The sequence below is a fragment of the Streptomyces sp. NPDC029159 genome, from assembly GCF_055564055.1.
In genome coordinates this window covers 429179-455238 of record NZ_JBVHWT010000005.1, presented here as the reverse complement: position 1 = coordinate 455238, position 26060 = coordinate 429179, and the positions used below count along the sequence as shown (strand labels likewise).

Below are 26060 nucleotides of genomic sequence, written 5' to 3'. Positions count from 1 at the left end.
GGCAACATCGGGGCGTGGCCGGTCCGCCGTCCACCGCTCTCCCCCACCCCTGCGCAGCGCACCACCCTCCCCCACAGGCATCCGTGCCGACTCTCGCGTGCACCCGCCCCTGCCCGCGCGGCAGGCGCTGTAGAGGAGTGAGCCATGCCGCACGAAGTCCGCGCCGCCATCGCCGTCGCCCCGGGCGCGCCCGTCGAGGTGCTGCCGATCCTCGTGCCCGACCCCGGTCCCGGCGAGGTCCTGGTCTCCGTCCAGGCATGCGGGGTCTGCCACACCGATCTGCACCACCGCGAGGGCGCGGTCGGCGACGCCTTCCCCTTTCTGCTCGGCCACGAGGCGGCCGGGGTCGTGGAGGCGGCCGGGCCCGACGTCACCGACCTCGCCCCCGGCGACTTCGTCGTCCTCGCCTGGCGGGCGCCCTGCGGCCGCTGCCGCTCCTGCCGCCGCGGCCGCCCCTGGTACTGCTTCGACTCCCGTAACGCCACACAGCCCATGACGCTGCGCGACGGCACCCCGCTCGCCCCGGCCCTCGGCATCGGGGCGTTCGCTGAGAAGACGCTGGTCGCCGCCGGGCAGGCGGTGAAGGTCGACCCGGCGGCCCGGCCGGAGGCGGCGGGGCTGATCGGCTGCGGGGTGATGGCCGGGTACGGCGCCGCCGTGCACACCGGGGGCGTCGGCAGCGGCGACACCGTCGCGGTCATCGGCTGCGGGGGCGTCGGCAACGCCGCCATCGCCGGAGCCTCCCGGGCCGGGGCACGCCGGGTCATCGCCGTCGACATCGACGACCGGAAGCTGGACGCCGCCGAACGCTTCGGCGCCACCGACACCGTCAACTCCCGCGGTACGGACCCCGTCGAGGCGGTGCGCGCACTCACCTCCGGGTTCGGCGCCGATGTCGTCATCGACGCGGTCGGCCGCCCGGAGACCTACCGGCAGGCGTTCTACATGCGCGATCTCGCCGGGACGCTGGTGCAGGTCGGGGTGCCGGAGCCGGAGATGCACGTCGACCTGCCGCTGGCCGACCTTTTCGGACGCGGCGGCGCCCTCAAGGCGTCGTGGTACGGCGACTGTCTGCCCAGCCGGGACTTCCCGGTCCTGATCGACCTCCACCTCAGCGGCAAGCTCGACCTGGAACGCTTCGTCACCGAGACCATCGGCCTGGACGACATCGAGTCCGCCTTCGCGAAGATGCGGGGCGGCGAGGTGCTGCGGTCGGTGGTGGTGCTCTGAGGAGCAGGGCGGGGCGGGCGGCGTCGGTGCCTCCCGCCCCTTCGCTCAGCCGCCCGGCGCCGGCTCCGGGCTCTCCTCCGGGCGCTTGTACATCCGGGTCGCCGTGATCTGGCCGTGGACCGCCTCGCCGGACGGGTCGGCCTGCGGCAGGCCGGGGCGCAGATGCTCCTCGACGCTGATGTACTTCAGGCCCGCGCGCAGGTCCGCGTCGTTGCGCAACCGGATGACCAGCGGGAACTCCGCCAGCGCGGTGGTGTCGAAGAGGCCGGTGGTGTAGAGCAGCTGGACGCCGAGCGCATCCGCGACGGCCCGCTGGAGCTCCAGCAGGTAGGTGGCGTTGGCGCGGCCGATGGGGTTGTCGAGGAAGAGCGTGCCGGCGTGGGGCTGCTTGTCGCGACCGCGGTCGTTGCTGCGCAGCGCGGCCATCGTGCAGTACAGCGCGATGGCGGCGGTCAGCAGCTGGCCACCGGAGAAGACATCGCCCATCTGACCGACCGGCACCCGCTCGGCGCGCAGCACCGCGTCGGGCTTGAGGATCTCCACGGCCACCCCGCGCGGCGCCAGCGCGGCGGCCACCCCGCGCAGCAGCAGGGACATACCGTCCCGCCGCAGATCGCTGTTCTTGCGGACGGCGGCGCGGGTCGCCTCGTCGATGACCTCGCCCAGCCGCTCGGTGAGCGTGGCCTGGTCCGGGTCCTCAAAGCGGATACGCAGGAACTCCTGGCCCGACCACTCCCCCAGCCCCTCCGGCAGCCGGGAGAGCCGCTGGGCGGAGCGGAGCGTGGTCAGTGAGGACTCCACCAGACCGCGCAGCCGGTCGACGATGGAGTCGCGGTTGCGCTCCAGCTGCTCCAACTCGTCGGTGAGCACCCGCAGACGGGGCGCGAACGCCTCCGCCCACTTCGCGGCGTGCTCCGGCAGCGCCGCCGCCGGCAGCTCCCGGATCTGCTGCCGCGCCGGGGTGCGGACGTGCTCGAAGCGGGTGGCGTTGGCGTGCCGGACGAGGACGTCGCTCGCCTCGCGGACGGCGGCGTCGGCGGCGGAGAGGTCCTGGGCGCAGCCGCGCAGCGAACGGCGGGACTCGGCCGCGGCACGGCGGCCCTCCTCCAGCCGCCCGGGGTAGGGCTGCACGGGCTCGTCCGCGGTGTCGTCGGCGGGCTGGGCCTCGCGCAGCAGATCGCGCAGGAGCGCCGCGGTCTCCTCGAAGCCGTCGGCCGCCTCCTCGGCGGCGCGGTGGCCGCGCAGCAGCTCGTCGTGGTGGGTGCGGGCGGACTCCAGCGCCTCGGTGGCGGTGGCGAGTTCGCCGACGGCGGTGCGCAGCAGCTCCTTGGCGCGCTCCGCGTCGGCGGGCACCTGCTCCTCGGCGAGGTCGGTGTGGGCCGTGCCCTCGGCGGGCGCCAGCCGCTCGGCCTCGCCGCGCAGCCGGCCCAGCTGTTCACTGGCGGCCGAGGCGCGGGTCTCCAACATCGTCACCAGCGACTCGGCGCGTCCGGCGGCGGCCTGCCGGGACGGGCCGTCGGCGGCGTCCGGGCTCTCCAGCAGCGCCTCGGCGCGGGTGCGGACCTTGTTGGTGAGGCGGTTCAGCTCGGCGAGTGCGGCGGATTCGTCGCCCTCGGCGCGGGCCTGTTCGGCGCGGAGGTCGGCGCCGACGCCGACCTTCTCGTACAGCTGCGAGGCCGAGCGGTACGCCTCGCGCAGCGCGGGCAGCGAGGTGGGGGCGCCCTGAGGGGCGGGGCCGAGGTCGTCGGGGACACCGGCGATCTCGGCGCGTTCGGCGCGCAGGGCGCGGGCGGTGCGGTGGGCGTCGTCGGCGGCGCGCTGGGCGGCCCGGCGGTCCTCGTCGGCGGCGCGGGCGCGGTCCACGCACTCCTCGGCGCGGGCCTCGAACTCGGCGGCCTCGTCGGCCAGTTCCCGCATCCGCGACTGCCATCCGGCGCGCTCGCGCAGCCGGTGGGCGAGGCCCGCCAGCAGGTCGGCGGAGCGGCGGGCGCGCTGGGCGGTCTCCTGCCGCTCGTCGCGGACGGCGGTGGCCTCGGCGGCCGTCTCGTCGGCCTCGGTGCGGGCGGCGCGGGCCTCGGTCAGCTCGGCGGCCGCCTCGGTCGCCGCGGCACGGGTCCGCTCGGCGGCTTCGGCCAGCTCGGCGAGGTGACCTGCCGGGCATCCGGCACGCCAGGAGGTGAGGCGGGCGGCGAGGGCGCGGTCGGCGGCGAGGCGGGCGGCGAGCGCGCGGATCTCGTCGTCCCGCTCGACGGCGCGGGCGCGCAGCGCCTGCCGCTCCTCGTCGGCGGCGGACTCGTCGTGCATCGCCGGGTTCGGCGGGACGAGGAAGACGCCGGAGTCCGCGGCGGAGGTCTCGGGGGCGGGTGCGAGGAGCGCCTCGGAGGTGCCGACGGCGACGGCGGAGCGGGGCAGCAGCGCGGCGGCGGCGAGGATCTCCCGGGCCCGGGCGTGGGTGTCCGGGTCGGTGATGATCACCCCGTCGACCAGTTCGGGCCGGGCGGCGAGCACCCGGGCGTGGTCGGCGGGGTCGACGGACTGGGCCAGATAGCGCCAGCCGGGCAGCGCGGGGACGCCGTGTTCGCCGAGGTATTCGACGGCGGCGAGGACGTCGGGGCCCGGGGGCAGCAGTCCGCCGTCGCCGAGGGCGCCGAGGATGCGGGCGTCGTCGGCGGCGGCGGTGCGCAGGTCGAAGAGGTGGCGCTCGGCGGAGGCGACGCCGCCCTCCAGCAGCTCGCGCAGGGCGTCGGCGTTGCGGTCCAACTCCTCGGCGCTCAGGGGGCCGGCCGGGTCGGCGGCGTCGGCCGGGGTGCCCGTGGCGGGGTCGGTCTGCGGCAGGCCGAGGAGGTCGGCGAGGCGCTGTTCGGCGCCGAGGGCGGCGGCGGTGGCGCGCTCGGCCTCCCAGGCGCGGGCGGCGGCGGTGGCGGCGTCCTCGGCTCGGGCGGCGGCCAACTCGGCGGTGGTGTGCCGGGTGGTGGCGCGGCGGGCGTGTTCGGTGGCGGTGCGGGCGGCCTCGCGGGCGGTGCCCCAGGCGGCGACGGCGTCCTTCTCGGCGTCGGCGGCGGCGAGGGCCGCGCGGGCCGGGTCGGCGTCCGGGGTGCTGTCGTCGAGCCAGCCGGCGCGGACCGCCTCGGCGGTCTCCTCGGCGACCTCGGCGAGCCGCTGGCCGAGGTGGTCGGCCTCGCTGCGGGCGCGCTGGGCGTGGGTGGCGGCGGCGGTGGCGTCGCGGTGGGCGCTCTCCCCGGCCTCCTGGAGGGCGGCGGAGCGCTCCTCCTCCTCGCTCGCGAGGCGCTCGCCGGCCTCGGCCGCGGTGTGCAGGGCGCGGACGAGGTCGGCGGCGGCGGTGGCGCGGGCGGCCAGCGCCGGGGCGGCATCGCGTTCGGCCTCGCGGATGGCGGCGGCGACGCGGGCCGAGCGGTCGGCGGCGGCGCGGTGGCGCAGCACCGTCTCGGCGGCCTGCCAGGCGCTGTGCAGGGTGCGGGCGTCGTTCAGCTCGCGGCGCTGGGCGGCGGCGCCCTTCTCGGCGGCGGCGAGCGCCAGCGAGGCGTGGCGGTAGGCGAGTTCGGCGGAGACCAGGGCGCGGCGGTCGCGGGTGCGTTCGGCGTCGGTGACGCGGTGGGCCGCGGCGGCGACCTGTTCGGCCAGTTCGGCGGCGCGGCCGTGCTCCTCGGTGGAGCGGGCGTGCAGCTGCCGGGCGAGGGCGCGGGTGCGGCGTTCGGCGCCGGCGTGCACCTGGCGGGCCTGTTCGCGGCGGTCGGCGGCCTCGGCGATGGTGCTGAGCAGGTCGAGGGAGCCGGCGGTGAACTCCCGCTCGGCGGTCAGCTCGGCGCGGCGGCCGAGCTTGTGGGCGAAGCCGTGGACGAGGTCGGCGAGGCCGTCGGTGTCGCGGGTGTCGGTGACGGCGCGGAGCAGCAGGTCGGTGAAGTCGGAGTCGTTCTTCACCGCGAAGAGACCGGCGGCCTCCCCCTCGTCGGCGTTCATCTCGCGCTGGTAGCGGAAGAGTTCGGGGTCGAGGCCGAGGTCGCCGAGGTGTTCGTTCCAGCGTTCGTGGATCTCCTCCCAGACGACGTCGAGGTTGGGGTAGTTCTTGCCCGCCTCGGTCAGGACGTCGCGGAAGCCCTTCATGGTGCGGCGGCGGCCGCGGGCACCGGAGGCGCCTTCGCCGTCCTCGCCGCGCGGCCGGACGACGGTGGCCTCGGCGACGGGCAGCGCGTCCAGGCTCATCCCGGGGCCGGGGCGGAAGCTGTACCACGCCTCGGCGAACTTCCGCGGGTCGTTGGAGACCTGACGGCCGCGCCATTCGCTGACCTTGCCGACGACGACGGATTCGCCGGTGACGGTGTGCTGCCACTCCAGGGCGACATGGCCGCAGTCGTCGGCGAGCAGGAATTTGCGCAGCACACCGGAGCTGGCGCCGCCGAGGGTGTTGCGGTGGCCCGGCAGCATCACCGAGAAGATCAGCTTGAGGAGGACGGACTTGCCGCCGCCGTTCTCCAGGAAGAGGACGCCCGCGGGGGCCGGGCGGCGCGGCGGGCCGGTCGGTTCGTCCTCGAAGAAGTCCGCCTGGGCCGGTGCGGGCTGCGGTACGGGGGCGCCGACGCCGCGCAGGTCCAGCACGGTGTCGGCGTAGCGTGCGCCGGCCGGTCCGATCGAGTAGAGGCGGACCCGGGACAGCTCGTACATGGCGGACTTTCGTTGTCGGAGTGGGCGGGGACGGGCAGGAGACGGCGTCGGGCGGGCGGTCAGGTGCTGTGGAACGGGAGTCCGGCGTCGGCCACCAGGTCGAGGGCGTCGGTGTCCTCGCCGGGCAGCAGGGAGGCGGTGCCGTCGGCGACGGGGACCACGCCCAGCTCCAGCAGTTCGCTCATCGCGGCGCCACCGGCCAGGTCGCGGACCTGGAGTTGGTAGCGGGCGGTGGTGCGGTAGGTGCCGCCGGCGTCGTCGCCGGTGCGCTGGAGGAAGCCGGAGTCGACGAGGAAGGTGACGGCCTTGGCGATGATGCCGGTGGTGGAACCGGCCAGCCGCCGGGCGTCCTTGGTGGCGCCGGTGGCGCTGCGGCGGGCGTAGACGCGCCAGGCGGCCTCCAGGCCGGGGGCGCCGGTGGCCGGGTCGGTGTTCTCGCCGCTCTCGGCGGCGCGCTCCTCCAGGCGGCGGCATGCCTGGCGGACGAAGGCGTCGACGCCGTTGACGGTGAGGCGGCCGATGTAGCCGTCGTCGGCGAGGTCCTCGGGGCGCGGGAAGGCGAGGGCGGCGACGGCGAGGTGGGCCAGTCCGTGCAGGAAGCGGTCGGCGGAGTCGGCGGAGGCGCGGCGGGCGTAGTCGCCCATGCGGACCGCGAAGACGGAGTCCTCGGCGGCGGTGACGGCCATTCCGGCGCGGGTGGAGACCTCCAGGACGACGAGGCCGAGCCCGGAGGCGACGGCGTCGGCGAGCCGGGCGAAGGCGGGGTCGTCGCGGTGGCGGCGGAGCAGCTCGGCGTATTCGGCGTCGCGGGCCGGGAGCAGCTTGGGCTGGAGGCCGAAGGAGACGAGCCGGGCCGCGTCGGCGGCGTCGGCGGGGGTGACCGGCGCCGCGGCGGGCTCGGCCCCGGCGGTGGCTGCCCGCCCGGGGGGCGCGGGCGCCTGCTCCGGCTGCGGCACCTCGTCGGCGGCGTACTCGGTCACGGGCGGGGCTCCTTGCGGGGGACGGACGGGCGGGGCGGGGGTGCGGCGGGTGGGAGCCGGCGGCTGCGGGCGGGCCGGGGCATCAGGACCCCTCCGAGCGGTCGGCGGCCATGCCCGCGGCGTCCAGGAGGGCGGTGCCGACGATGAGGTCGGCGCCGCCGAATTCCGGGTCGGTCAGCTCGGTGCCGTCGTCGACGGCGAAGAGCAGCTGAGCCTCGCCCTGGCGGTAGGCGGTGCCGACCGGGGGGCTGGCGGCGTGCACGGAGAGGAGGGCGACGAGGTAGGCGAGGTCCGGGTCGCCGGTGCGGCGGGCGTCGGCGAGCAGTCCGGAGAGGCGGCGGGGCGCGTCGGACGGCAGGTCGAGCAGGGCCATGGCGGCGTCCAGCTGCGCCTCGCTGAAGCGGCTGTCGTCGGGGGTGGCGACGAGATCGGGCTCGGGCATCTCGGCGCCGAGGTGCTCCCGTTCGGCGGGCGGGGTGAGCAGGGTGTCGACGAGGTCGGTGACGCGGACGACGGCCGGGGTGCGCAGGCCGGTGCCGTGGGTGAAGAAGGCGTCGGTGACGCGGCGGGCCTGCTCGGTGGGGAGCGGCAGCAGCGGGGCGACGAGCTGGCCGTAGAGGTCGAGCCCGGAGCGGGCGGTGGGGGCGGCGAACGCCTGGCGGTCCTGCTCGGCGCGGAAGAGCGGTCCGGCCTCCAGCAGACGGGACTGGAGCTGGGTGTGGCGCCGGATGCAGTCCTTGACGATGTCGACCAGCTCGGCGGCGCGGCGCTTGTGCTCGGGCTCCTCGGTCTCGTCGCGGGCCTTGCGGATGTTGGTGAGGATCGCGTTCTCGTGGCGGTAGCGGTCGGCGACATGGTCGAGCGCTTCGGCGATCATGTCGGGGACCGTCTCCAGCCAGTCGACGGCGCGGACGTTGCGCCGGGTGGCGTCGAGGGTGCGGCGCAGGGTCTCGGCGTACTGGACCGTGCGGTAGCGGGCCTGCTCGGCGGCGAGCTGGGCGTCGGCGAGGCGGCCGCGGCTGATCAGCACCTCCAGCTTCACCTCGGCGGCGATCTGGGCGCTGGTGACGTCGGTGTCGAGGGCGCCGACGAGGACGTTGACGGCTTCGTCGGTGGTGCGCAGGAAGACCGCGCCGCCGGATCCGGGGACCTCTTCGACGAGTTTGAAGTCGTAGTCGCGGCGGACGTAGGTGCCGGAGGTGTCGAACGTGCCGTAGACGGCGCGGAATCCGCGGTCGACGCTGCCGACGTTGAGGAGGTTCTCCAGGACCCAGCGGGCGACGCGCTCGTGTTCGGCGGCGGGGCGGTCGGGGGCCTGGGCGGCGATGCGGGGCAGGACCCGGGCCACTATCTCCTCGTGGTCGGCGCCGGTGTCGAAGTCCATGTGGAGCGTGACCAGGTCGATGACGGCGAGCGCCACCTCCGCCATGGCGTAGCCGCCGTACTCGCCCGCGAGGTTGGTCTTGCGCGCGTCGAGGTCGTGCAGCGGCGCGGTGCACGCGAGGGCGCGCAGGCGGCGGGCCAGGCCCTCGTCGGCGGCGGGGCCCGGCGCGGGCCGGTGGGTCCCGGCCGGCTGGGGCGCGGCGGCCCCCGGAGCTGGAAAAGTCACGTCGCACAGAGTAAGCGCTCGCACTGACAACGGACGAAACGGCGGTGCCCCGGCCGGCTCCCGGGGCACGTTCCGGCCGGTCAGCCAGTGTACGCGGGCCTGCCACGGCCGGTGACGGCCCGTACCCGGCGGCCCGGCCGGCCACGCCTCCGCGCCGCCGGGCCGGGTCCGGTGTCAGTGGGTGGTGCCGCCGGGCAGCCGCAGGTCCTCGCGGGTGGTGGCGGCGGTCGCGGCGATCTCGCACAGTGCGCGGGCGACGGTGTCCACCGGCAGGGACGGCTGGGCCCGGCCGGTGACCTGCTCGGGCGCGTACGGGACGTGGACGAAGCCGCCGCGCAGGGCGGGCAGTTCGGTGGCGATGAGGTGGGCGAGGGCGTAGAAGACGTGGTTGCAGACGAAGGTCCCGGCGGTGTGCGAGACGGAGGCGGGCAGGCCCGCGGCGCGGACGGCGGCCACGCACGCCTTGACCGGCAGGGTGGAGAAGTAGGCGGCGGGGCCGCCCGCGACGACGGGTTCGTCGATCGGGGCGGCGCCCGCGTTGTCGGGGATGCGGGCGTCGTCGAGGTTGATCGCGACGCGTTCGACGGTGATGTCGGGGCGGCCGCCGGCCTGGCCGACGCAGATCACCACGTCGGGCCGGTGCTCGGCGACGGCGGCGCGCAGGGCGCGGGCCGCCTCGCCGAAGACGCAGGGCAGTTCGGCGGTGCGCAGGTCGAGCCCGGCGGGCGGCTGCCCGGCGGCGGCGCGGACCGCCTGCCAGGAGGGGTTGGTCTTCTCCCCGTCGAACGGTGCGAAGCCGGTCAGCAGTACCCGGGTCATACGGTCTCCTCGGTGGTGGTGGCCCGGCGCGGTGGGCGGACCGTACGGCGGCGGCTTCGGCCGGAAGACGGTCAGAAGGCGAAGAGCGCCATGATCACGATGTTGCAGCCGAGCAGGACGCCCGCGGTGGGCAGCTGCGCCTTGATCGGCCCGTACTGGTCCTTCAGCTCCAGCAGGGCGGCCGGGACGATGTTGAAGTTGGCGGCCATCGGGGTCACCAGAGTGCCGCAGAATCCGGCGAGCATGCCGAGGGCGAGGACGGCGGGCGCGTTGCCGTGGAAGTGCTCGACGAGGACGGGCCAGCCGACGGCGGCGGTCATGACGGGGAACGCGGCGAAGGCGTTGCCCATGATCAGGGTGAAGCCGAACATGCCGAGGCAGTAGACGACGACGGCGATGTACAGGGAGTTGTCGGGGAGCACCGCGGTGGTGATCTTGCCGACCTGGGTGCCGACGCCGGAGACCTGGAAGATGGCGCCGAGCGTGGCGAGCATCTGCGGCAGCAGCATCGCCCAGCCCATGGACTCCAGCATCGAACGGCCGGCGGCGACGGGCACCGGGAGCCGCTTCTCACGGAGCATCACCATGGCGACGACGAGCGCGACGACGGCGCCGATGCCCAGGCCGAGGATGGTCTCGCTGCCCTCCTGGAGGACCGGCCGTCCGCCGATGTGCAGCCGGGCGACGCCGACGGCGCAGACCAGTGCGACGACGGGGATGGTGAGCGCCGGGACGAAGAGGCGGCTGCCGAAGCGGGCGGCGTGGGCGGTGCGTTCGGCGGGGGTGGTGGTGCGCGGGGTGCCGCGTCCGGTGAGACCGCAGCCGGCCAGGAGAACCATGGCCAGCACGGCGGCGCCCAAAGGTTCGGCGGGCGCCCGGCCGCTCACGACCCAGCTGCTGTAGATGAACCCGACGCCGATCAGGCCCCAGAAGGCGGCGGTGCCCCGCCGTTTGGCGTTGCTGCGGTCGGTGTACATCTGCCCGGCCATCACCAGGAAGCTGAGGCCGACCAGCCAGTAGAACCACTCTGCCTTGATCATTCGGTGGCCTCCGCTGCGGTGGCGTTCCCGGCGTGGCCGGTCGGGTGGGTGGTCTCGGTGGGCCGGTCGCCGCCGGTGCTCGCGGGGTTGGCGGCGCGCAGTTCGCGCTCCAGCTGCCGGTCGAGGCGGAGCATCCGCCAGCCGTGGACGACGAAGGCGCACACGGCGGTGGGGATGGCCCACAGCGCCAGGTGGAGCGGTTCGAGGTGGGTCCCGTAGGTGGTGTTGACGAAGCCGGTGATCAGCAGGATCGAGCCGACGGCGAGGAAGACGTCCTCGCCGAAGAACCGGCCGACGTTGTCCGCGGCGGCGGCGCACGAGCGGATCCGTTCGCGGGCGGCGTCGGTGAGTGTGCCGTGGCGGCGCTCGGCGGCGCCCTCGGCCATCGGGGCGGCCAGCGGACGGACGGTCTGGGCGTGGCCGAAGACGTCGGTGAGGCCCAGCGCGGCGCCGATCTGCCGCATGCCCAGGTAGAGGGCGAGGAACCGTCCGGTGGTGAGCTTGGCGAAGCGGGCGATCAGGTTGCGGGCCTGCTCCTGGAGGCCGTAGCGCTCCAGCAGGCCGATGACCGGGAGGGTGATGGCGAAGATCGTCACCGACCGGCTGTCGGCGAAGCCCTTGCCGAAGGCGGCCAGCACCTCCTGGGGGGAGAGTCCGCCGAGGAGTCCGGCGACGATGCCCGCGGCACCGACGACGAGCAGGGGATGGCGTTTCGTGGCGAAGCCGATCACGACCACGAGCACGCCGAGGAGCACGATCATGGGCCCGCCTTCCGCGTACAGGACCCCACGCGGACCGTGAGGATCGTTGAATGGATTGCAGCGGAGGCTAGGCGATTGTTCAACGATCCGACAAGGGGTTCGGGGGCGGGAACTTTCCGGCGCCATCCCGCCGGTCGGGCGCCGGGCGCGTCGGCGACCCCGCGCCCGGCCGGGCGCCGCCGCACCCGCCGCCCGGTCCCTCACTCCTCCGCGATCAGCCGCCCGTACGCCCCGGAGAGCTGGGCGAGCGAGTCCTCCAGATACGAGCGGAGCAACTCCTCGGCCGCGGCGGCGTCGCCGTCCTCCAGCGCCTCGACGATCTGCCGGTTGCGGGTGAGGTACGGCGCGTGGAAGCGGCGCGGGTCGTCCATGACGTGGAAGACCAGGCGGAGTTCGGCGAGCACGGCGCGCATCAGCTCGTCGGTGCGCGGGCTGCCCGCCAGCGCCGCGACACCCTGGTGGAAGCGGATGTTGGCGGTGGACAGCTCCTGCCAGGCGCGCTCGCGCACCGCCGTCTCGCCGGAGCGCACCGCCGCCTCGATGGCGCCGATCGCCGCCCGCGTCCCCCCGCCGTACGGCCCCTGGCCCAGACCGCGGACGGCGGCGCACTCGACGAGCAGGCGGACGCGGTAGATGTCGGCCAGGTCCTCGACGGTCAGGACGCGGACGAAGACGCCGCGGTTGAGGCGGTGGACCAGCAGCCGTTCGTGGGTGAGCAGCCGGAACGCCTCGCGCAGGGTGTTGCGGGAGACGCCGAGGGCACCGCCGATGGACTCCTCGGAGAGCCGGGCGCCGGGCGGGAAGTGGCCCTCGGTGATGCGGTCGCGCAGGATGTCCGCGACCCGCTCGGCGGTGCCGGCGCGGCCGAGCAGCGCCCGGTCGCCCGCCAGCCCCCCGACATCGACCGGCTGCCGCCGCTCCGTCCTCGCCGCGCCGCCCGCCATCCGGCCCACCCCGCTTCCGCCGTGGCGCCGGTCCGTGCCGGGCGCCGTCTCGATCGTTCTCCCGCCGGAAGTCAATCCCAGAAGCCGGATCGGAACAACACACCTCTTGTCGGATCGTTCAACGATCGCTACCTTGGGCCCGACGCCGGTCGGCCCGTGCGCCCCACGGCCCCGGGCCCCACCGGCCCGCCCCGGGCGCCCGCTCCCCGCAGCCGCCGTGCCCCCTGCCACCGAGCCCTGGAGCGGAGACCCATGAGCGACCTCGCCGTCCAACCGGCCGTCATCGACCTCAACGCCGACCTCGGCGAGGGCTTCGGACGCTGGCAACTCACCGACGACGACGCCCTGCTGTCCGTCGTGACCAGCGCCAACGTCGCCTGCGGCTTCCACGCCGGGGACCCCGGCACGATGCGCCGGGTCTGCGAACGCGCCGCCGCCGGTGGCGTCGTCATCGGCGCCCAGGTCTCCTACCGCGACCTCGCCGGTTTCGGCCGCCGCGCCATGGACGTCCCCGCGGACGAGCTGGCCGACGAGATCGCGTACCAGATAGGCGCGTTGGAGGTCTTCGCCCGCGCCGCCGGGGCCCGCGTCGGCTACGTCAAACCGCACGGCGCGCTCTACAACCGCTGCGTCCACGACGCCGAACAGGCCGCCGGTGTCGTCGCCGGGATCCGCACCGCGGGCGGGTCGCTGCCGGTCCTCGGCCTGCCCGGCTCCCGGCTGCACGAGGCGGCGCGCGCGGCCGGACTGCCGGTCGTCGAGGAGGCGTTCGCCGACCGCGCCTACACCGCCGAGGGCACCCTCGTCCCGCGGCGCGAGCCCGGCGCGGTCGTCGAGGACCCCGAGGAGGTCGTCGGGCGCGCCCTGGGCATCGCCCGTGACGGCGCCGTCCGCTCCCACGACGGCACCCCGGTCACGGTCCGCGCCCGGTCGCTCTGTCTGCACGGCGACACCCCCGGCGCCGCGGCGCTCGCCCGCCGGGTGAAGGCCGAACTCGCCGCCGCCGGCGTGGTGGTGCGGAGCTTCATATGAGAGCGCTGCCCGTCGGCGCGCACGGACTCCTCCTCGAACCGGACACCGCCGACGGGGTCGGCGCGCTCCACGCGGAGCTGCTGCGGCGCGCCGCGGCCGGGGTCCTGCCACCCGTCACCGAGATCGTGCCCGCCGCCCGGACCGTCTTCCTCGACGGTCTCGACGACCCCCGCGGCTTCGCCGCCTCCCTCGCCACCTGGGACATCCCGCCGCTGACCGCCACCGACCGGCCGGCCGTGGAGCTGCCGGTGGTCTACGACGGCCCGGACCTGGCCGACGTCGCCGCGCTGTGGGGCACCACCCCGGACGAGGTGGTGCGCCGTCACGCCGCCACCACCTTCCATGTGGCGTTCTGCGGGTTCGCCCCCGGCTTCGGCTATCTCACCGGGCTGCCCGAGGAGTGCCACGTACCGCGCCGGGCCACCCCGCGCACCCGGGTCCCGGTCGGCGCGGTCGCGCTCGCCGGGCCGTACACCGGCGTCTATCCGCGCTCCTCCCCCGGCGGCTGGCAGCTGATCGGCCGGACCGACGCGGTGCTGTGGAACCCGGCACGGGAGAACGCCGCCCTGCTCACGCCCGGCACCCGGGTCCGGTTCGTTCCCGCGCACCGGGCCCGCGACACGGAGACCGTCCGATGACCGATCACGCCTGCCTCGTGGTGCGCGCCGGAGCCCTCACCACCGTCCAGGACCTCGGCCGCCCCGGCCACGCCCACCTGGGCGTCCCGCTCTCCGGCGCCCTCGACGCCCCGGCCCACCGCCTCGCCAACCGCCTGGTCGGCAACGCGGAGTCGGCGGCGACCCTGGAGACCACGCTCACCGGGTGCGCCGTCCGGATGCGCCGCGCCACCACCGTCGCGGTGACCGGCGCGCCCTGCCCGGTGACGGTCGACGGCCGGCCCGCCGCCTGGGGCGCCCCGGTCCGCGTCCCGGCCGGCGCCGTCCTCGACGCCGGGCCCGCCGTCCGGGGGCTGCGCTCGTACCTGGCGTTCGGCGGCGGCATCACGACCGAACCGGTGCTCGGCAGCCGCGCCACCGATCTGCTCTCCGGGCTCGGCGGCGATCCGCTCCCCGACGGCGCGGTGCTGCCGCTGGGCGCCGAACCCGCGGCCCCGGCCTGGGCGGACGCCGTCCCGCACCCCGGCCCGCCCGCCGAACTGCTGCTGCCCTACCGGCCCGGGCCCCGCGACGACTGGTTCACCGCGCACGGCCACCGCACCCTGGCCACCGGGCGGTTCGGGGTCTCGGCGGCGAGCAACCGCATCGGGCTGCGCACCGAGGGCCCGCCCCTGGAGCGCGCGCGGGACGGTGAACTGCCCAGTGAGGGTATGCCGCTGGGCGCCCTCCAGGTGCCGCCGGACGGGCTGCCGGTCCTCTTCCTGCACGACCATCCGACGACCGGCGGCTACCCGGTGATCGGCGTGGTCCCCGCCCGCCATCTGGCGGCCGCAGCCCAGGCCGTACCGGGCACCCCGATCCGCTTCCTGCCGCTACACGGGGCGTGAGGGCAGGGCGCACGCGCCCCCGCTCACGTCTCGTCCGGCTCCCCGTACCCGCCCCCGCCCGGCGTCCGCACCACCAGCACGTCGTCCGGGCCGACCTCGGCGGTGTCGCGGCCACGCAGCTGCTCGGTGGTGCCGTCGGCGCGCCGCAGGAGGTTCTCGCCGAGCGCGCCCGGGGCGCCGCCCGCCATGCCGTACGGCGGGACGCGGCGGTGGCCGCTGAGCAGGGCGATGGTCATCGGCTCCAGGAACCGCAGCCGCCGCTCGACGCCGTCGCCGCCGTGGTGGGCCCCGGCGCCGCCGCTGCCGGGCCGTACCGCGAAGGCGTCGACCCGCACCGGGTAGCGCCACTCCAGCACCTCGGGGTCGGTGAGCCGGGAGTTGGTCATATGGGTCTGGACGGCGTCGGTGCCGTCGAAGTCCGGGCCGGCGCCGGAGCCGGAGGCGACCGTCTCGTAGTACTGCACCCGGTCGTTGCCGAAGGTCAGGTTGTTCATCGTGCCGGAGCCCTCGGCCTGGACGCCCAGTGCGGCGTAGAGGGCGCCGGTGACGGCCTGGCTGGTCTCGACGTTCCCGGCGACCGTGGCAGCCGGGTGGGACGGCGCCAGCATGCAGCCGTCCGGTACCCGCACCTCGACCGGTTTCAGACAGCCGCTGTTGAGCGGGATGTCGTCGGCGACCAGGGTGCGGAAGACGTAGAGCACCGCGGCCATCACCACCGAGCGCGGGGCGTTGTCGTTGCCCGGCTGCTGCGGTGAGGTGCCGGTGAAGTCCAGCACCGCGGTGCGGGCGGCCCGGTCGACGGTCAGCGCCACCTTGATGTGCGCACCGCTGTCGGTGACGTAGTCGCAGCCGCCGTCGGAGAGCCCGGCGATGATCCGGCGGACCGACTCCTCGGCGTTGTCCTGGACGTGCCCCATGTACGCCCGGACCACGTCGAGACCGAACTGGGCGGTCATCCGGCGGAGTTCGGTGATGCCCTTCTCGTTGGCGGCGATCTGGGCGCGCAGATCGGCGAGGTTGGCGTCGGGGGCGCGCGAGGGGTACGGGCCGGAGGTCAGCAGCGCGCGGGTCTCGTCCTCGCGCAGGTGCCCGTCGCGGACCAGCAGCCAGTTGTCGAAGAGGACGCCCTCCTCGTCGACGGTCCGGCTGAACGCCGGCATCGAACCGGGCGTGATCCCGCCGATCTCCGCGTGGTGGCCGCGCGAGGCCACCAGGAAGAGCAGCTCGCGTCCGGCGTCGTCGAAGACCGGGGTGACGACGGTGACGTCCGGCAGATGGGTGCCGCCGTGGTACGGGTCGTTGACCGCGTAGACGTCGCCCGGCCGCAGGGTGGCGCCGCGCCGCCGCAGCACCTCCTTGATCGACTCCCCCATCGAGCCCAGGTGGACGGGGATGTGCGGGGCGTTGGCGATGAGGTTGCCGTCCGCGTCGAAGAGCGCGCAGGAGAAGTCGAGGCGTTCCTTGATGTTGACGGAGTGCGCGGTGTGCTCCAGCCGGACGCCCATCTGCTCGGCGATGGCCATGAAGAGGCTGTTGAACACCTCCAGCAGCACCGGATCCGCCGCGGTCCCGACGGCCGCCCGCTCCGGACGTGGCTCCGCACGGTCCAGCACCAGATGCCCGGCGTCGCCGACCGTCGCCCGCCAGCCCGGGTCGACGACCGTCGTCGCGTCCTCCTCGGTGACCAGCGCGGGCCCGGTGACGGTGTCCCCGGGCCGCAGCCCGGTGCGCGCGAAGAGCGGGGTGTCCCGCCAGGCGCCGCCCGCGTACATCCGGACGGTGGCGGCGGGCCGCATCCCGCCCGTACGGGGTCCGGGGCGTTCGGCGCCGGCGCCCGCACCGCCCGCGGCGCCCGTCGCCTCGACCGTCACCGCCTCGGCGACCAGCGGTTTGTCCATGGTGAAGGCGTAGCGGGCGCGGTGCAGCCGGGTGAAGGCGGCGGCCATCTCCGCCGCGGTGGCGAGCGGGACGCCGAGCGTGGTGTCGGTCCCGGCGTAGCGGATCAGCACCCGGGCGCGGGTGGTGACGCTCTCGGCGGGCACGCCCTCGGCGACGAGTTCGCGGCGGGTGTGCCCGGCCAGTTCGTCGCAGACGGCCCGGACCCGGTCCGCCGCCGCCTCGCCGTCCAGCTCCGCCTCGACCGCGCGCTCGCGCATCGCGGTGGCGTCCGCGACGCCGATGCCGTACGCGGAGAGCACCCCGGCGAGCGGCGGGATCAGCACGGTGTCGATGCCGAGGGCGTCGGCGACGGCGCAGGCGTGCTGGCCACCGGCGCCGCCGAAGCTGGTCAGCGCATAGCGGGTGAGGTCGTGGCCGCGCTGGACGGAGATCTTCTTGACCGCGTTGGCCATGTTGAGGACGGCGATGTCGAGGAATCCGGCGGCTACCTCCTCCGGCCCGCGGTCGTCGCCGCTCTCCCGGGCGGTGCGCGCGGCCAGCTCGGCGAAGCGGGCGCGGACCACCTCCGCGTCGAGCGGCCGGTCGCCGTCCGGGCCGAAGACCGCCGGGAAGTGGTCGGGCTGGATCCGGCCGAGCATGACGTTGGCGTCGGTGACGGTGAGCGGGCCGCCGCGGCGGTAGCAGGCGGGCCCGGGGTCGGCGCCCGCGGAGTCGGGGCCGACGCGGTAGCGGCGCCCGTCGAAGTGGAGGACGGAGCCGCCGCCGGCGGCCACCGTGTGGATGTTCATCATCGGCGCGCGCATCCGCACCCCGGCCACCTCGCTGCCGAGGACCCGCTCGAACTCGCCCGCGTAGTGCGAGACATCGGTGGAGGTGCCGCCCATGTCGAAGCCGATGACCCGGTCGTGTCCGGGCCCCGCCTCGGCGGCGGAGCGGACCATGCCGACGACGCCACCGGCCGGACCGGACAGCACCGCGTCCTTGCCCCGGAAGTGCGCGGCCCGCCGCAGTCCGCCGTTGGACTGCAGGAACATCAGCCGGATGCCGGGGAGCTGGTCGGCCACCTCCTCGACGTAGCGGCGCAGCACCGGCGAGAGGTACGCGTCGACGACGGTGGTGTCGCCGCGCGGCACCAGCTTCATCAGCGGGCTGACCTCGTGCGAGCAGCTGACCTGCGGGAATCCCGCATCGGCGGCGAGGGCGGCGACGGCCTTCTCGTGGGCGGGGTGGCGGTAGCCGTGCAGCAGGACGACGGCGGCGGCGCGCAGCCCGTCGGCGCGGGCCCGGGCCAGCTCGCCGCGGAGCGCCGCGGTCTCCAGCGGCCGGACCACCTCGCCGTGCGCGTCCAGCCGCTCGGGCACCTCGATCACCCGGTCGTACAGCGGCTCGGGCAGCACGATGTGCCGGTCGAAGATGCGGGGGCGGTTCTGGTACGCGATGCGCAGCGCGTCGCGGAAACCCTCGGTGACGAGGAGGACGGTCGGTTCGCCGGTCCGCTCCAGCAGGGCGTTGGTGGCGACGGTGGTGCCCATCTTGACGACGGCGACCCGCTCGGCGGGCACCGGCTCCCCCGGCGCGAGCCCCAGCATCCGCCGGATGCCCTCGACGGCCGCGTCGCGGTAGCGCTCGGGGTGGTGCGAGAGCAGTTTCGCGGTGACCAGCCGGCCGTCCGGCCGCCGGCCGATGACGTCCGTGAAGGTGCCCCCGCGGTCGATCCAGAACTCCCAGCGTCCGGTCATCCGGCCATTGTGGCAGCGGAGGCGGGGCACACCAGGGGGCGTCGAGGGCGTGGCGCGGGCGGCCCGGCCACGTACCCCGCGGGCAGCGCACGACCGCCTCCGCCCTCCCCTCCGGCGCCCCGACGCTGCCCCCGGCGCTGCCCTCGCGGACCTGGACCGGCGGGCGCGGGGTGCGGAGACTGCGGGGGCACCTCACACGCCCCGACGCCATGCCTTCAGGAGCAGCCCGTGTTCACTCGACAGGACCGCGGTGCGGCCGGTACCGCACTGGACCGGAGCCCCGCCCCGCGGGTGCCGGCGGCCCCGCGCCCGGTGCCGCGTCCCGGGGGCCCGGTGCCCCTCACGCCCGCCGGGCTGCGGGAGCTCCAGCGCAGCGCCGGGAACGCCGCCACCGTCCGCGCGCTCGGGCCGCGGCCGGTGCAACGGGCGGAACCCGACGGCAAGAACGAAGACAAGGACAAGAAGAACCGCCCCCGGTACCGGATCCAGCTCCAGTCGAACAAGAACAGCCGCACCCACCGCCTCGGCTACTGGACCGGTGGCTTCGGCCATGCCTGGGTCGCCCTCTACAAGGCCGAGAACGGCTTCGAGGAGTGGAAGTCCTACGGCTTCTTCCCCACCGAGGAGTTACCGCGCACCACCCCGCTGAAGACGGTGCCGGGCGAGGTCAAGCAGAACTTCGACAACCCCGGGTCCGCGACCTCCAAATTCACCGCGGAGCTGACGCAGGAGCAGTTCGAGAAGGCGAAGGAGTACATCCGGGCCAACAAGAAGCACTCCTACAACCTGGCGAGCTTCAACTGCACCACCTTCGCCCGCGGCGTCTACCGCGCCGCGACCGGCAGCTCCGCGCCCGGTCTCGGCCTGCCGCTGCTGGAGAACCCGAACACCCTCCAGGACTCCATCAAGCGCCGCAACGAGCGCGGCGGCGTGCCCCGCAAGGGCGAGAACATCGCCGCGGCACCGGGCGGGACGTCGGACTCGGAGAGCGGCGACGAGGAGTACGGCCCACCGGGGGAAGTCCCCACCGGCGCGGCACCCGCGGCGGCTCCGGCCCCGCGCCCGCCGGAGCGCCCGACACCGGGCCGCTTCGCGCTGGACTGAGCCCGGAGCACGAGCGGGCGGAGCGGTACGGGCGCCGGGCCCGTGCCGCCCGGGCGCCGGGTGTCCCTCAGACCGGCGAGGCGTCCGGTCCGAACCGGCGGCGGACGGCGGTCTGCACCTCGGCCTCCTCGGCCGGATCGGCGGCGAGCCTGCGGAGCTGTTCGACGACCCGGTCGTCACCGGTCGCGGCGTGCCGGGCGGCCAGCTCCCGGGTGGTCTCCTCGCAGTCCCAGAGGCATTCCACGGCGAACCCGGCGGCGAAGCCGGGATCGGTGACGGCGAGCGCGGCGGCGGTCCGCCCGCGCAGCTCGGAGGAGGCCGTCTCCCGGTAGACGTGGCGCAGCACCGGCGCCGCGCAGCCGACGCCGAGCCGCCCGACGCCGTCGACCAGCTCCCACAGCGCACCGGCGTCGGGCCCGTCGACACGGACCGTACGGCGCAGCGCGGCGAGCACCACCCCGGCGTCACGGGCGTCGCCGCGGCGGGCGAGGACGGCGGCAGCGGCGGTGCCCAGCCGGTCGTCGCGGCGGGCCCAGCCGCGGGCGCGGCCGAGGACGGCGTCGGCGGCGGGCATCCGGGCGAAGGCGGCGAGCGCGGCGGCGGTGGGCACCTCGCCCGCGTCGGGGCCACCGACGGTGGCCTCGACGAGATCGAGGGCGGCGGGGTCGCCGCGTTCGGCGAGGTGGTGCAGGACGGCGGCGCGGGCCGCGTCCGGACCGGTCCGGGCGGCGTCCAGCAGGGTGGGCCGGTCCTCGGGACCGGCGACGGCGCCCAGGCAGCGGGCGGCGGCGAGATACCGCTGTTCCTCGGCGCCCGGAGCCCCCTCCTCGGCCCAGCGCAGCACCTCGGTGACGCTCCAGCCGGGTCGCGGCCCGCGCGGGCGCAGCTGCCGCTGCCAGCGGTCGAAGGAGCCCTGCTCCCCGGCGGCGGCCAGGCGCGCCGCGTAGCGCGGGTCCTCGGCCCACAGCCGCCAGGGGTGGGGTTCGAAGGCGTCGCGGACGGCGGCGGCCAGCGCGGCGTCGCCCTCGGCGGTGGCGGGGAAGCGGGCGAGCACGGCGGGGGCCAGAGCGGCCAAGCCTGCGTCGTCGTCGCGCAGCGCCAGCTCGTCCAGGGCCCAGCGCCAGTTGCTGCCGGTCGCGGCGTACCCGCGCAGCAGCAGGCGGGCGGCGTCGCGGCCGTAGGCGGCGAGGTGGCCGAGGACGGCGAGGGCGAGGCCGGTGCGCTCCTCGGCGGTGTCGACGCCGTCGTCCGGATGGAAGAGGTGCCGTTCGATCGCGTCGAGCCCGCCGTCGAGCTGCATGTAGAGGCGCGCGTAGTAGAGGGAGCGGTTCTCCACCTGCCAGTCGCGGCGGGCATCGCGCAGCACGCAGTCGTCGAGCGCCGCGAGCGCCTCGGCCCGCGGCGCCGCGAGGGCGTGCAGGGTCCCGTCGCCGCGGCCTCGCTGCAGGAGGCCGAGCAGGGTGCCACTGGGCGCTATGTCTGGATCGAACATGAGGTCAGCATCCGGTGCGGGGGACTGGCTGGCAACGGGATTTCCGCCGACCGGCATTCTTGCCGGTGACCGCGGGCCGTATGCGTCGTTCCCAGCGTGGATCGGTGGGCCCGGCAGCGCGACGGCGGGCGCAGCCTAGCTTGGAATCTGTCATTCCGCCGATTCGGCCAGTGACGCCCCCACAGAGCCCGGGGCATATGCCGACCGCAACGCCGTCCCGGGTCATGCCAAATCACTTACAGACCGTCGCAGCCTGTGCAAGAGTCGTTACCCGGCCCACACACCAGCCCCCGGGCGCGCTCTGTCGGCCAGGACAGGACCGCCGTGGCCGGCGCCGCCATATCTCGGAGAATCGATGCCGTCCCCCCTCTTCGCGGACCGTCCGTCCGCCCAGCCACCCGAGCGCGACACGGTCGAGGCACTGATCAGCCAGGCCCGCCGGCTGCGCGGTGGCCTCGACGCCGTACGCGGGTCGTCGGCGACCGACGACGTGACCGTCGATCCGCAGCTGCGCTGGCAGCGTGCGCTGTGCGACCTCGCCGTCCACCACCTCGACGACGTCGGCGGCCATCTCGACCAGCTCAGAGAGGGACTGCCCCCGGAGGAGACCGACGGCGCGGCGTACGCCGGGCCGCTCGCGCCGCCCGCCGAGGAGGAGCCACCGCGCGGTTCGCTGCTGAGCCGGGTGGGCAGCGCGGAGTGGAATCTCCTCACCGACGAGGTCAGCTGGTCCGAGGAGCTGTTCACCATCCTGGGCCGGGAGCCCTCCGACGGCCCGCTGACCCTCGACGAGCTCCCTGCGCTGGTTTTCGCCGAAGACCAGCAACATCTGGCCACGATGGTCACCGACTGCCTGGTGGACGGCCGCCCCATCGACGGCGAGTTCCGTGTCGTACGCCCCGACGCCCGGGTGCGGACGGTCCACATGACCGGTGAGCCGGTGCTGGACGCGGACGGCTCGACGGCGTGCATGTGGGCGGTGCTGCGCGACGTCAGCGAGCTGCGGCGCAGTGAGCGGGCGGTGCGCGAGAGCCGCGATTCGCTCCAGCGCAGGCGCCACGCGGCACGGACGGAGCACCGGCTCGCGGTCGAACTGCAGGAGGCCGTGCTGCCGCCGTGGCGCGGTCCGCTCCGCTTCCCGCAGGGCGGCCCGGTCGCCCTCGATCTGGCCGGGCACTACCTCCCCGCCGCCACCAGCGCCCTGATCGGCGGCGACTGGTTCGACGCCCTGCAACTCCCCGACACCACCACACTGTTGAGCGTCGGCGATCTGACCGGACACGGCGCCAGCGCAACGTCCGGGATGGCGATGGTGCTGGGCGCGCTGCGCGGGATGGCGGTGGCCGGGCACCGCCCCGGGCCGCTGATGGGCTTCCTCAACCAACTCCTGGACTCCGCCGCGCAGCCCGCGCTGGGCAGCGCCGTCTGCGCCCGGTTCGACCCGGCCACCCGGGAGCTGGAGTGGGCCCAGGCCGGGCACCCCGCGCCGCTGCTCTTCCGCGGCGGCACGGGGCGCGCGCTGGACCCGCCGGAGGGCGTCCTCCTCGGCGCGACCGCCAGCGCCGCCTACGGTCAGCGCACCGAGCGGCTGGCCCCCGGCGATCTGCTCGTGCTGCACACCGACGGTCTGCTGCCGCGCCGCGCCCACGGTCCGGACGCGGCCCAGGAGGCGGCCGAGCGGCTGCTCTCCCTCGCGCCGCGCTTCACGGCGGCCCGGGACGCCCAGGAATGTGTCCGGCTCGCCGTCGAGGAGTTCGACGGCGCCACGCGTGAGGACGACGCCTGTCTGCTGATCGCGCGGGTCAGCTGAGCCGAGGGGGAACGGCCGGCCGGGAGGGCCGGGATGCGGTGACCGGATCCGGCGTCCCGGTCACGCCGCCCCTCCCGGCCGTCGGTCTGCTCCGGCGCGTACGGGCCGGGCCGGCGTCGAGGGCGTACGGCATCGGCTCAGACCGAGAAGGTGGTGGTACCGAGCCGGGTGTCGAGCGCCGTCGCCGGGGCCGGCACCTTCGCCTTGCCGCGTGGCTTGGGCATCACCTCGTCGATCTCCGCGCGCAGCTCCTTGATCCGGTCGTTGCCGGAGTACTGCCCGGCGAGGCGGTACATCTCGCGGAGCCGGTCCCAGGTGCGGTGCGAGGAGTTCTCGCCGATGGCGGCCAGCGCCAACCGGGCGTAGCGGTCGGCCTGTTCGGGGTCGTTGCCGATGAAGCAGGCCGAGGCCATCGAGAGGTAGTCGAAGATCTGCGACCGGCGGCGGCCGGACTCCCGTAGCTGGAGGGCCCGGTTGGCGTGGCTCTGCGCGAGACCGGCGGCCGACGGGTCGTGTTCGGCGAGGGTGCGGTAGGCCAGCGCCTCCATGCCGTGCAGATCGGCCTCGTCGAACATCTGCATCCAACCGGGCGGCGGCACATCGCCCTTGTCGGAGACGAACAGCTCCTCGGCCTCGCCCAGCGTGCGGCGGACGGCGTTGCCGTTGCCCTTGGCCGCGTGGGCCCATGCCTCGATGGTGCGCAGCATGGCGCGGGTGCGGGGCAGCGCCTGTTCGCCGGAGCCGGAGGAGGCCAGCTGCATCAGGTCGAGCGCGTCGTCCGGGCGGCCCAGGTGGACCATCTGGCGGGCGGCGCGGGAGAGCGCCTCACCGGCGCGCGGCCGGTCGCCGCCCTCCCGCGCGGCGTGCGCGGCGATGACGAAGTACTTCTGCGCCGTGGGCTCCAGTCCCACGTCGTGGGACATCCAGCCGGCCAGCACGGCGAGGTTGGCCGCCACGCCCCAGAGCCTGCGCTGGAGATGGTCGGGGTGGCGGTAGGCGAGCATGCCGCCGACCTCGTTGAGCTGGCCGACCACTGCCTTGCGCTGGAGCCCGCCGCCGCGGGCGGCGTCCCAGGCGCGGAAGACCTCCACGGAGCGTTCCAGCGCGTCGATCTCCTGGGAGCCGACGGGCGCCGCCTCGTAGCGGTCGAGGCCGATCTGGTCGTAGCGGTGGGAGGGTTCGAAGCCGGCGGAGGTGAGCGGATCGGGGTGCGCCGCGGCGTCGGGCCGCGGCGTCGGGTCGGTGTGCAGCCAGTTGTCCATGGCGCCGGTCAGCGCGGAGCCCGCGGCGAGCGCCGCGCCCGCGCCCACCAGACCGCGTCGGTTGAGCATGAGGTCCATTCCCGTGAATTCCGTGAGGACCGCGGCGGTCCGCTCGGGAGCCCACGGCAGCCCGTCGTCGGACTGCCGCCTCCCCGTACGGCCGCTCCGGGCGAACCCGAGATCCTCGGTGGTTACGACACGGCCGAGGCGCTCGGTGAACAGGGAGGCGAGCACCTTCGGCACCGGATCTCTGGGGGTCTCCCCCATGTCGATCCAGCGCCGGACCCGCGAGGTGTCGGTCGCCAGCTGCGGATGGCCCATGGCCGCCGCCTGCCGGTTGACCGCCCTCGCCAGTTCGCCCTTGGACCAGCCGGCCAGTCCGAAAAGGTCCGCGAGACGGGTGTTCGGCTCCCTGCCCACGTCAAGCCCCCAGGTTCCTCGACTGCGTTGACACTAACCGCCGTTGACATGGGCTGTGAGCATTCGCCAGGGGTTCGCCAGGGTGCGCCACATGGTCTGCCACCCGCGCCGGTGTGTTGTGTAGACGTGCCGCCCCCGGCTCGGTGGCGGGACCGCATTCCCCAGGGTGCGCGCCCTGCTCCAGGGGCACGCCGAACCGGCCTTCTGCACGAGGTCCGTACGGCGGGCTCCCGCCACCGGGCCGGGAGCGCACCACTCGTCGGCGCACGAAGGGATCCGTCTCACCCATGTACGCAGCATCGTCCGCCGTGACCGCCCCCACCCGGACGTACCGTCACCAGCCCGCGGGCGGCCGGCCGTACCCCGATCCGGCCGCCGCGGGGATGGTGCCCGGGCTCGCTGGTGGCCGGGTCCGGCGGGCGGGCGCGGTCGCCCAGCCGCTGAGCGGGCGGCTCGATCTGTCCGGCCCCCAGGGCGCCCCGCTGCGCGCCGCCGTCGCCGCCGTGCACCGCATCTGTCCGGAGTTCCATCCGGTCCAGGTGCTGCGGCGCGGCGGCCGGTCGGTGCTGCTGGTGGGCACGACGGGGCGGACCACCGCGGTCGCGAAGTGTTTACTGGACCACTCCCCCGCCTGGGTCGAGCGGTTCCGGCAGGAAATAGTGGCGTACCGGGCGTTCGTCCGGCACCGTCCCCCGGTGCGGGTGCCGCGGCTGGTCGCCGCCGATCCCGACAACTGCACGCTGGTGGTGGAGCGGATGCCGGGCCGCGTCGCCGCCCTCCAGCGCCACCCCTCCGAGGCTCCGGCCCGCGGGGACGTGCGGGCGGCGCTGGGTGCGATCTGCCGGATCAACCTCTGGCAGCCGCCACCCGGGCTCTTCGACGCCCCGCTGGACTACGGCCGCCGGATCGCGCGCTACCACGAGCTGGGGCTGCTGACCGACCGGGACCTGGGCGACCTGCGGAAGCTGCTGCGCGGGATCCCGCACGTCCGGGGCCAGTTCTCGCACGGCGACGCGCTCCTGAACAACGTCCTGCTGTCGCCGATGGGTCCGGTGCTGCTCGACTGGGACAGCGCCGGGTGGTACCTGCCCGGCTACGACCTGGCGACGCTGTGGGCGCAGCTCGGCGAGGCGCCTGCGGCCCGCCGTCAGATCAGCCAGCTGGCCCAGGCGTCGGGCCCGGCGGCACGGGATGCGTTCCTGGTCAATCTGATGCTGGTGCTGACGCGGGAGATCCAGCGGTACGAGAGCGCGGTGCAGCGCACGATGCGGGAGCCGGTGCCGGAGGGCACTCCGGCGGGGGGCGTGCCCGGCGTGCTCTCCGCGGGCGAGGAGCAGCGGCTGTTGCTGCGGCGGCTGCACGACGACGCCCAGATGGCCCGGCGGGCGGTGCGGGCGGCGGTCGGCACCCGCTGAGCGGTGAAGCGGAGGGGCGGCGCATCCGGAGCGACGGATGCGCCGCCCTTCGTCGTGCCGGGGCCCGGGCGGGCCATGACGCGGCGGTCGCTTCCGGGCCGCCACTGGTCCACTCCACTGACGCCCCGCAGGCCGCAGGCCGATCCCGGGAAGACTCGCCCCGTACCGCGCTGACATGCGAAATTCCGCGGTGGCCAGGTGATTGACGGATCGTCGGGCACCCGATACCTCTAGGCCGGTCGGGGCTCATGGGTCGAGTCCCGGCCCGTTCGGACGTCTGCGCATCACCCGTCACAACGCCCCGGCCGGGGCCGGTCCCA

General features: G+C 75.4%; 17 protein-coding genes. 7 read left to right on the top strand and 10 right to left on the bottom strand.

All coding sequences use genetic code 11. The annotated features are described in order from the left end of the window. The first annotated feature begins 144 nt into the window (after positions 1-144). Entirely contained in the window at positions 145-1230 is a 1086-nt protein-coding gene (locus tag ACZ4U4_RS14275; RefSeq protein WP_467873067.1) for an S-(hydroxymethyl)mycothiol dehydrogenase, read from the top strand. A gap of 45 nt (positions 1231-1275) precedes the next feature. Here ACZ4U4_RS14275 and ACZ4U4_RS14270 read toward each other — a convergent pair whose 3' ends face one another. The 7 genes from ACZ4U4_RS14270 to ACZ4U4_RS14240 all read right to left on the bottom strand — a co-directional run bounded on the left by ACZ4U4_RS14270 (position 1276) and on the right by ACZ4U4_RS14240 (position 12063). Next, complete coding sequence (locus tag ACZ4U4_RS14270) at positions 1276-5910, bottom strand: coiled-coil domain-containing protein (RefSeq protein ID WP_467873064.1); 4635 nt, start codon at positions 5908-5910, stop codon at positions 1276-1278. Positions 5911-5969: 59 nt separating this feature from the next. Then, positions 5970-6866: a hypothetical protein gene (locus ACZ4U4_RS14265; RefSeq protein WP_467873146.1), complete on the bottom strand. Its 897-nt coding sequence runs from the start codon at positions 6864-6866 to the stop codon at positions 5970-5972. A gap of 106 nt (positions 6867-6972) precedes the next feature. Further along, positions 6973-8499: a hypothetical protein gene (locus ACZ4U4_RS14260; protein ID WP_467873062.1), complete on the bottom strand. Its 1527-nt coding sequence runs from the start codon at positions 8497-8499 to the stop codon at positions 6973-6975. 174 nt (positions 8500-8673) lie between these two features. Further along, a complete protein-coding gene (gene pcp / locus ACZ4U4_RS14255; RefSeq protein WP_467873060.1) occupies positions 8674-9318 on the bottom strand; it encodes a pyroglutamyl-peptidase I in 645 nt (214 codons plus the stop codon). A 71-nt stretch (positions 9319-9389) separates the two neighbouring features. After that, complete coding sequence (locus ACZ4U4_RS14250) at positions 9390-10358, bottom strand: DUF979 domain-containing protein (protein ID WP_467873058.1); 969 nt, start codon at positions 10356-10358, stop codon at positions 9390-9392. Further along, positions 10355-11119 carry a DUF969 domain-containing protein gene (locus tag ACZ4U4_RS14245; protein ID WP_467873055.1) on the bottom strand — a complete coding sequence of 255 codons (765 nt, stop codon included), beginning with the start codon at positions 11117-11119 and terminating at the stop codon, positions 10355-10357. The genes ACZ4U4_RS14250 and ACZ4U4_RS14245 overlap by 4 nt, the downstream gene beginning before the upstream one ends. 200 nt (positions 11120-11319) lie before the next feature. Next, a complete protein-coding gene (locus ACZ4U4_RS14240; RefSeq protein ID WP_467873053.1) occupies positions 11320-12063 on the bottom strand; it encodes a GntR family transcriptional regulator in 744 nt (247 codons plus the stop codon). 252 nt (positions 12064-12315) lie between these two features. Between ACZ4U4_RS14240 and ACZ4U4_RS14235 the strand changes: the two genes are divergently transcribed. Genes ACZ4U4_RS14235 through ACZ4U4_RS14225 form a run of 3 tightly spaced genes read left to right on the top strand, consistent with a single transcriptional unit; the run spans position 12316 to position 14599 of the window. Next, positions 12316-13095 carry a LamB/YcsF family protein gene (locus ACZ4U4_RS14235; protein ID WP_467873051.1) on the top strand — a complete coding sequence of 260 codons (780 nt, stop codon included), beginning with the start codon at positions 12316-12318 and terminating at the stop codon, positions 13093-13095. Then, positions 13092-13733, top strand: a complete 642-nt coding sequence (gene pxpB / locus ACZ4U4_RS14230) for a 5-oxoprolinase subunit PxpB (RefSeq protein ID WP_467873049.1) — start codon at positions 13092-13094, stop codon at positions 13731-13733. Before ACZ4U4_RS14235 ends, pxpB begins: the two co-directional genes overlap by 4 nt. Next, the gene (locus ACZ4U4_RS14225; protein WP_467873046.1) at positions 13730-14599 is read left to right on the top strand and encodes a 5-oxoprolinase subunit C family protein; all 870 of its coding nucleotides are present in this window, start codon (positions 13730-13732) and stop codon (positions 14597-14599) included. The genes pxpB and ACZ4U4_RS14225 overlap by 4 nt, the downstream gene beginning before the upstream one ends. 23 nt (positions 14600-14622) lie before the next feature. Here ACZ4U4_RS14225 and ACZ4U4_RS14220 read toward each other — a convergent pair whose 3' ends face one another. Beyond that, positions 14623-18237 carry a hydantoinase B/oxoprolinase family protein gene (locus ACZ4U4_RS14220; RefSeq protein WP_467873043.1) on the bottom strand — a complete coding sequence of 1205 codons (3615 nt, stop codon included), beginning with the start codon at positions 18235-18237 and terminating at the stop codon, positions 14623-14625. A 228-nt stretch (positions 18238-18465) separates the two neighbouring features. On the opposite strand from ACZ4U4_RS14220, the gene ACZ4U4_RS14215 reads away from it, so the two are divergent. Continuing rightward, positions 18466-19341 (top strand): C97 family peptidase, encoded by an 876-nt coding sequence (locus ACZ4U4_RS14215; protein ID WP_467873041.1) that lies wholly within the window; start codon positions 18466-18468, stop codon positions 19339-19341. 67 nt (positions 19342-19408) lie between these two features. On the opposite strand, the gene ACZ4U4_RS14210 is transcribed toward ACZ4U4_RS14215, so the two are convergent. Continuing rightward, positions 19409-20833, bottom strand: a complete 1425-nt coding sequence (locus ACZ4U4_RS14210; RefSeq protein ID WP_467873038.1) for a HEAT repeat domain-containing protein — start codon at positions 20831-20833, stop codon at positions 19409-19411. Positions 20834-21188: 355 nt separating this feature from the next. Between ACZ4U4_RS14210 and ACZ4U4_RS14205 the strand changes: the two genes are divergently transcribed. Beyond that, positions 21189-22643 carry a PP2C family protein-serine/threonine phosphatase gene (locus ACZ4U4_RS14205; protein ID WP_467873036.1) on the top strand — a complete coding sequence of 485 codons (1455 nt, stop codon included), beginning with the start codon at positions 21189-21191 and terminating at the stop codon, positions 22641-22643. 137 nt (positions 22644-22780) lie between these two features. Here the strand turns inward: ACZ4U4_RS14205 and ACZ4U4_RS14200 are convergent, their stop codons facing one another. Further along, positions 22781-24325: a DNA-binding protein NsdB gene (locus ACZ4U4_RS14200; RefSeq protein ID WP_467873034.1), complete on the bottom strand. Its 1545-nt coding sequence runs from the start codon at positions 24323-24325 to the stop codon at positions 22781-22783. A 287-nt stretch (positions 24326-24612) separates the two neighbouring features. On the opposite strand from ACZ4U4_RS14200, the gene ACZ4U4_RS14195 reads away from it, so the two are divergent. After that, the gene (locus ACZ4U4_RS14195; protein ID WP_467873031.1) at positions 24613-25740 is read left to right on the top strand and encodes an aminoglycoside phosphotransferase family protein; all 1128 of its coding nucleotides are present in this window, start codon (positions 24613-24615) and stop codon (positions 25738-25740) included. Positions 25741-26060 lie beyond the last annotated feature (320 nt).

Bases quoted from the DNA above. Each gene is read 5' to 3' on its own strand.
- ACZ4U4_RS14210 (WP_467873038.1), bottom strand. From the start codon at position 20,833: ATGTTCGATCCAGACATAGCGCCCAGTGGCACCCTGCTCGGCCTCCTG.
- ACZ4U4_RS14240 (WP_467873053.1), bottom strand. From the start codon at position 12,063: ATGGCGGGCGGCGCGGCGAGGACGGAGCGGCGGCAGCCGGTCGATGTC.
- ACZ4U4_RS14275 (WP_467873067.1), top strand. From the start codon at position 145: ATGCCGCACGAAGTCCGCGCCGCCATCGCCGTCGCCCCGGGCGCGCCC.
- ACZ4U4_RS14235 (WP_467873051.1), top strand. From the start codon at position 12,316: ATGAGCGACCTCGCCGTCCAACCGGCCGTCATCGACCTCAACGCCGAC.
- ACZ4U4_RS14220 (WP_467873043.1), bottom strand. From the start codon at position 18,237: ATGACCGGACGCTGGGAGTTCTGGATCGACCGCGGGGGCACCTTCACG.
- ACZ4U4_RS14250 (WP_467873058.1), bottom strand. From the start codon at position 10,358: ATGATCAAGGCAGAGTGGTTCTACTGGCTGGTCGGCCTCAGCTTCCTG.
- ACZ4U4_RS14270 (WP_467873064.1), bottom strand. From the start codon at position 5,910: ATGTACGAGCTGTCCCGGGTCCGCCTCTACTCGATCGGACCGGCCGGC.
- pcp (WP_467873060.1), bottom strand. From the start codon at position 9,318: ATGACCCGGGTACTGCTGACCGGCTTCGCACCGTTCGACGGGGAGAAG.
- ACZ4U4_RS14195 (WP_467873031.1), top strand. From the start codon at position 24,613: ATGTACGCAGCATCGTCCGCCGTGACCGCCCCCACCCGGACGTACCGT.
- ACZ4U4_RS14225 (WP_467873046.1), top strand. From the start codon at position 13,730: ATGACCGATCACGCCTGCCTCGTGGTGCGCGCCGGAGCCCTCACCACC.
- ACZ4U4_RS14205 (WP_467873036.1), top strand. From the start codon at position 21,189: ATGCCGTCCCCCCTCTTCGCGGACCGTCCGTCCGCCCAGCCACCCGAG.
- ACZ4U4_RS14245 (WP_467873055.1), bottom strand. From the start codon at position 11,119: ATGATCGTGCTCCTCGGCGTGCTCGTGGTCGTGATCGGCTTCGCCACG.
- pxpB (WP_467873049.1), top strand. From the start codon at position 13,092: ATGAGAGCGCTGCCCGTCGGCGCGCACGGACTCCTCCTCGAACCGGAC.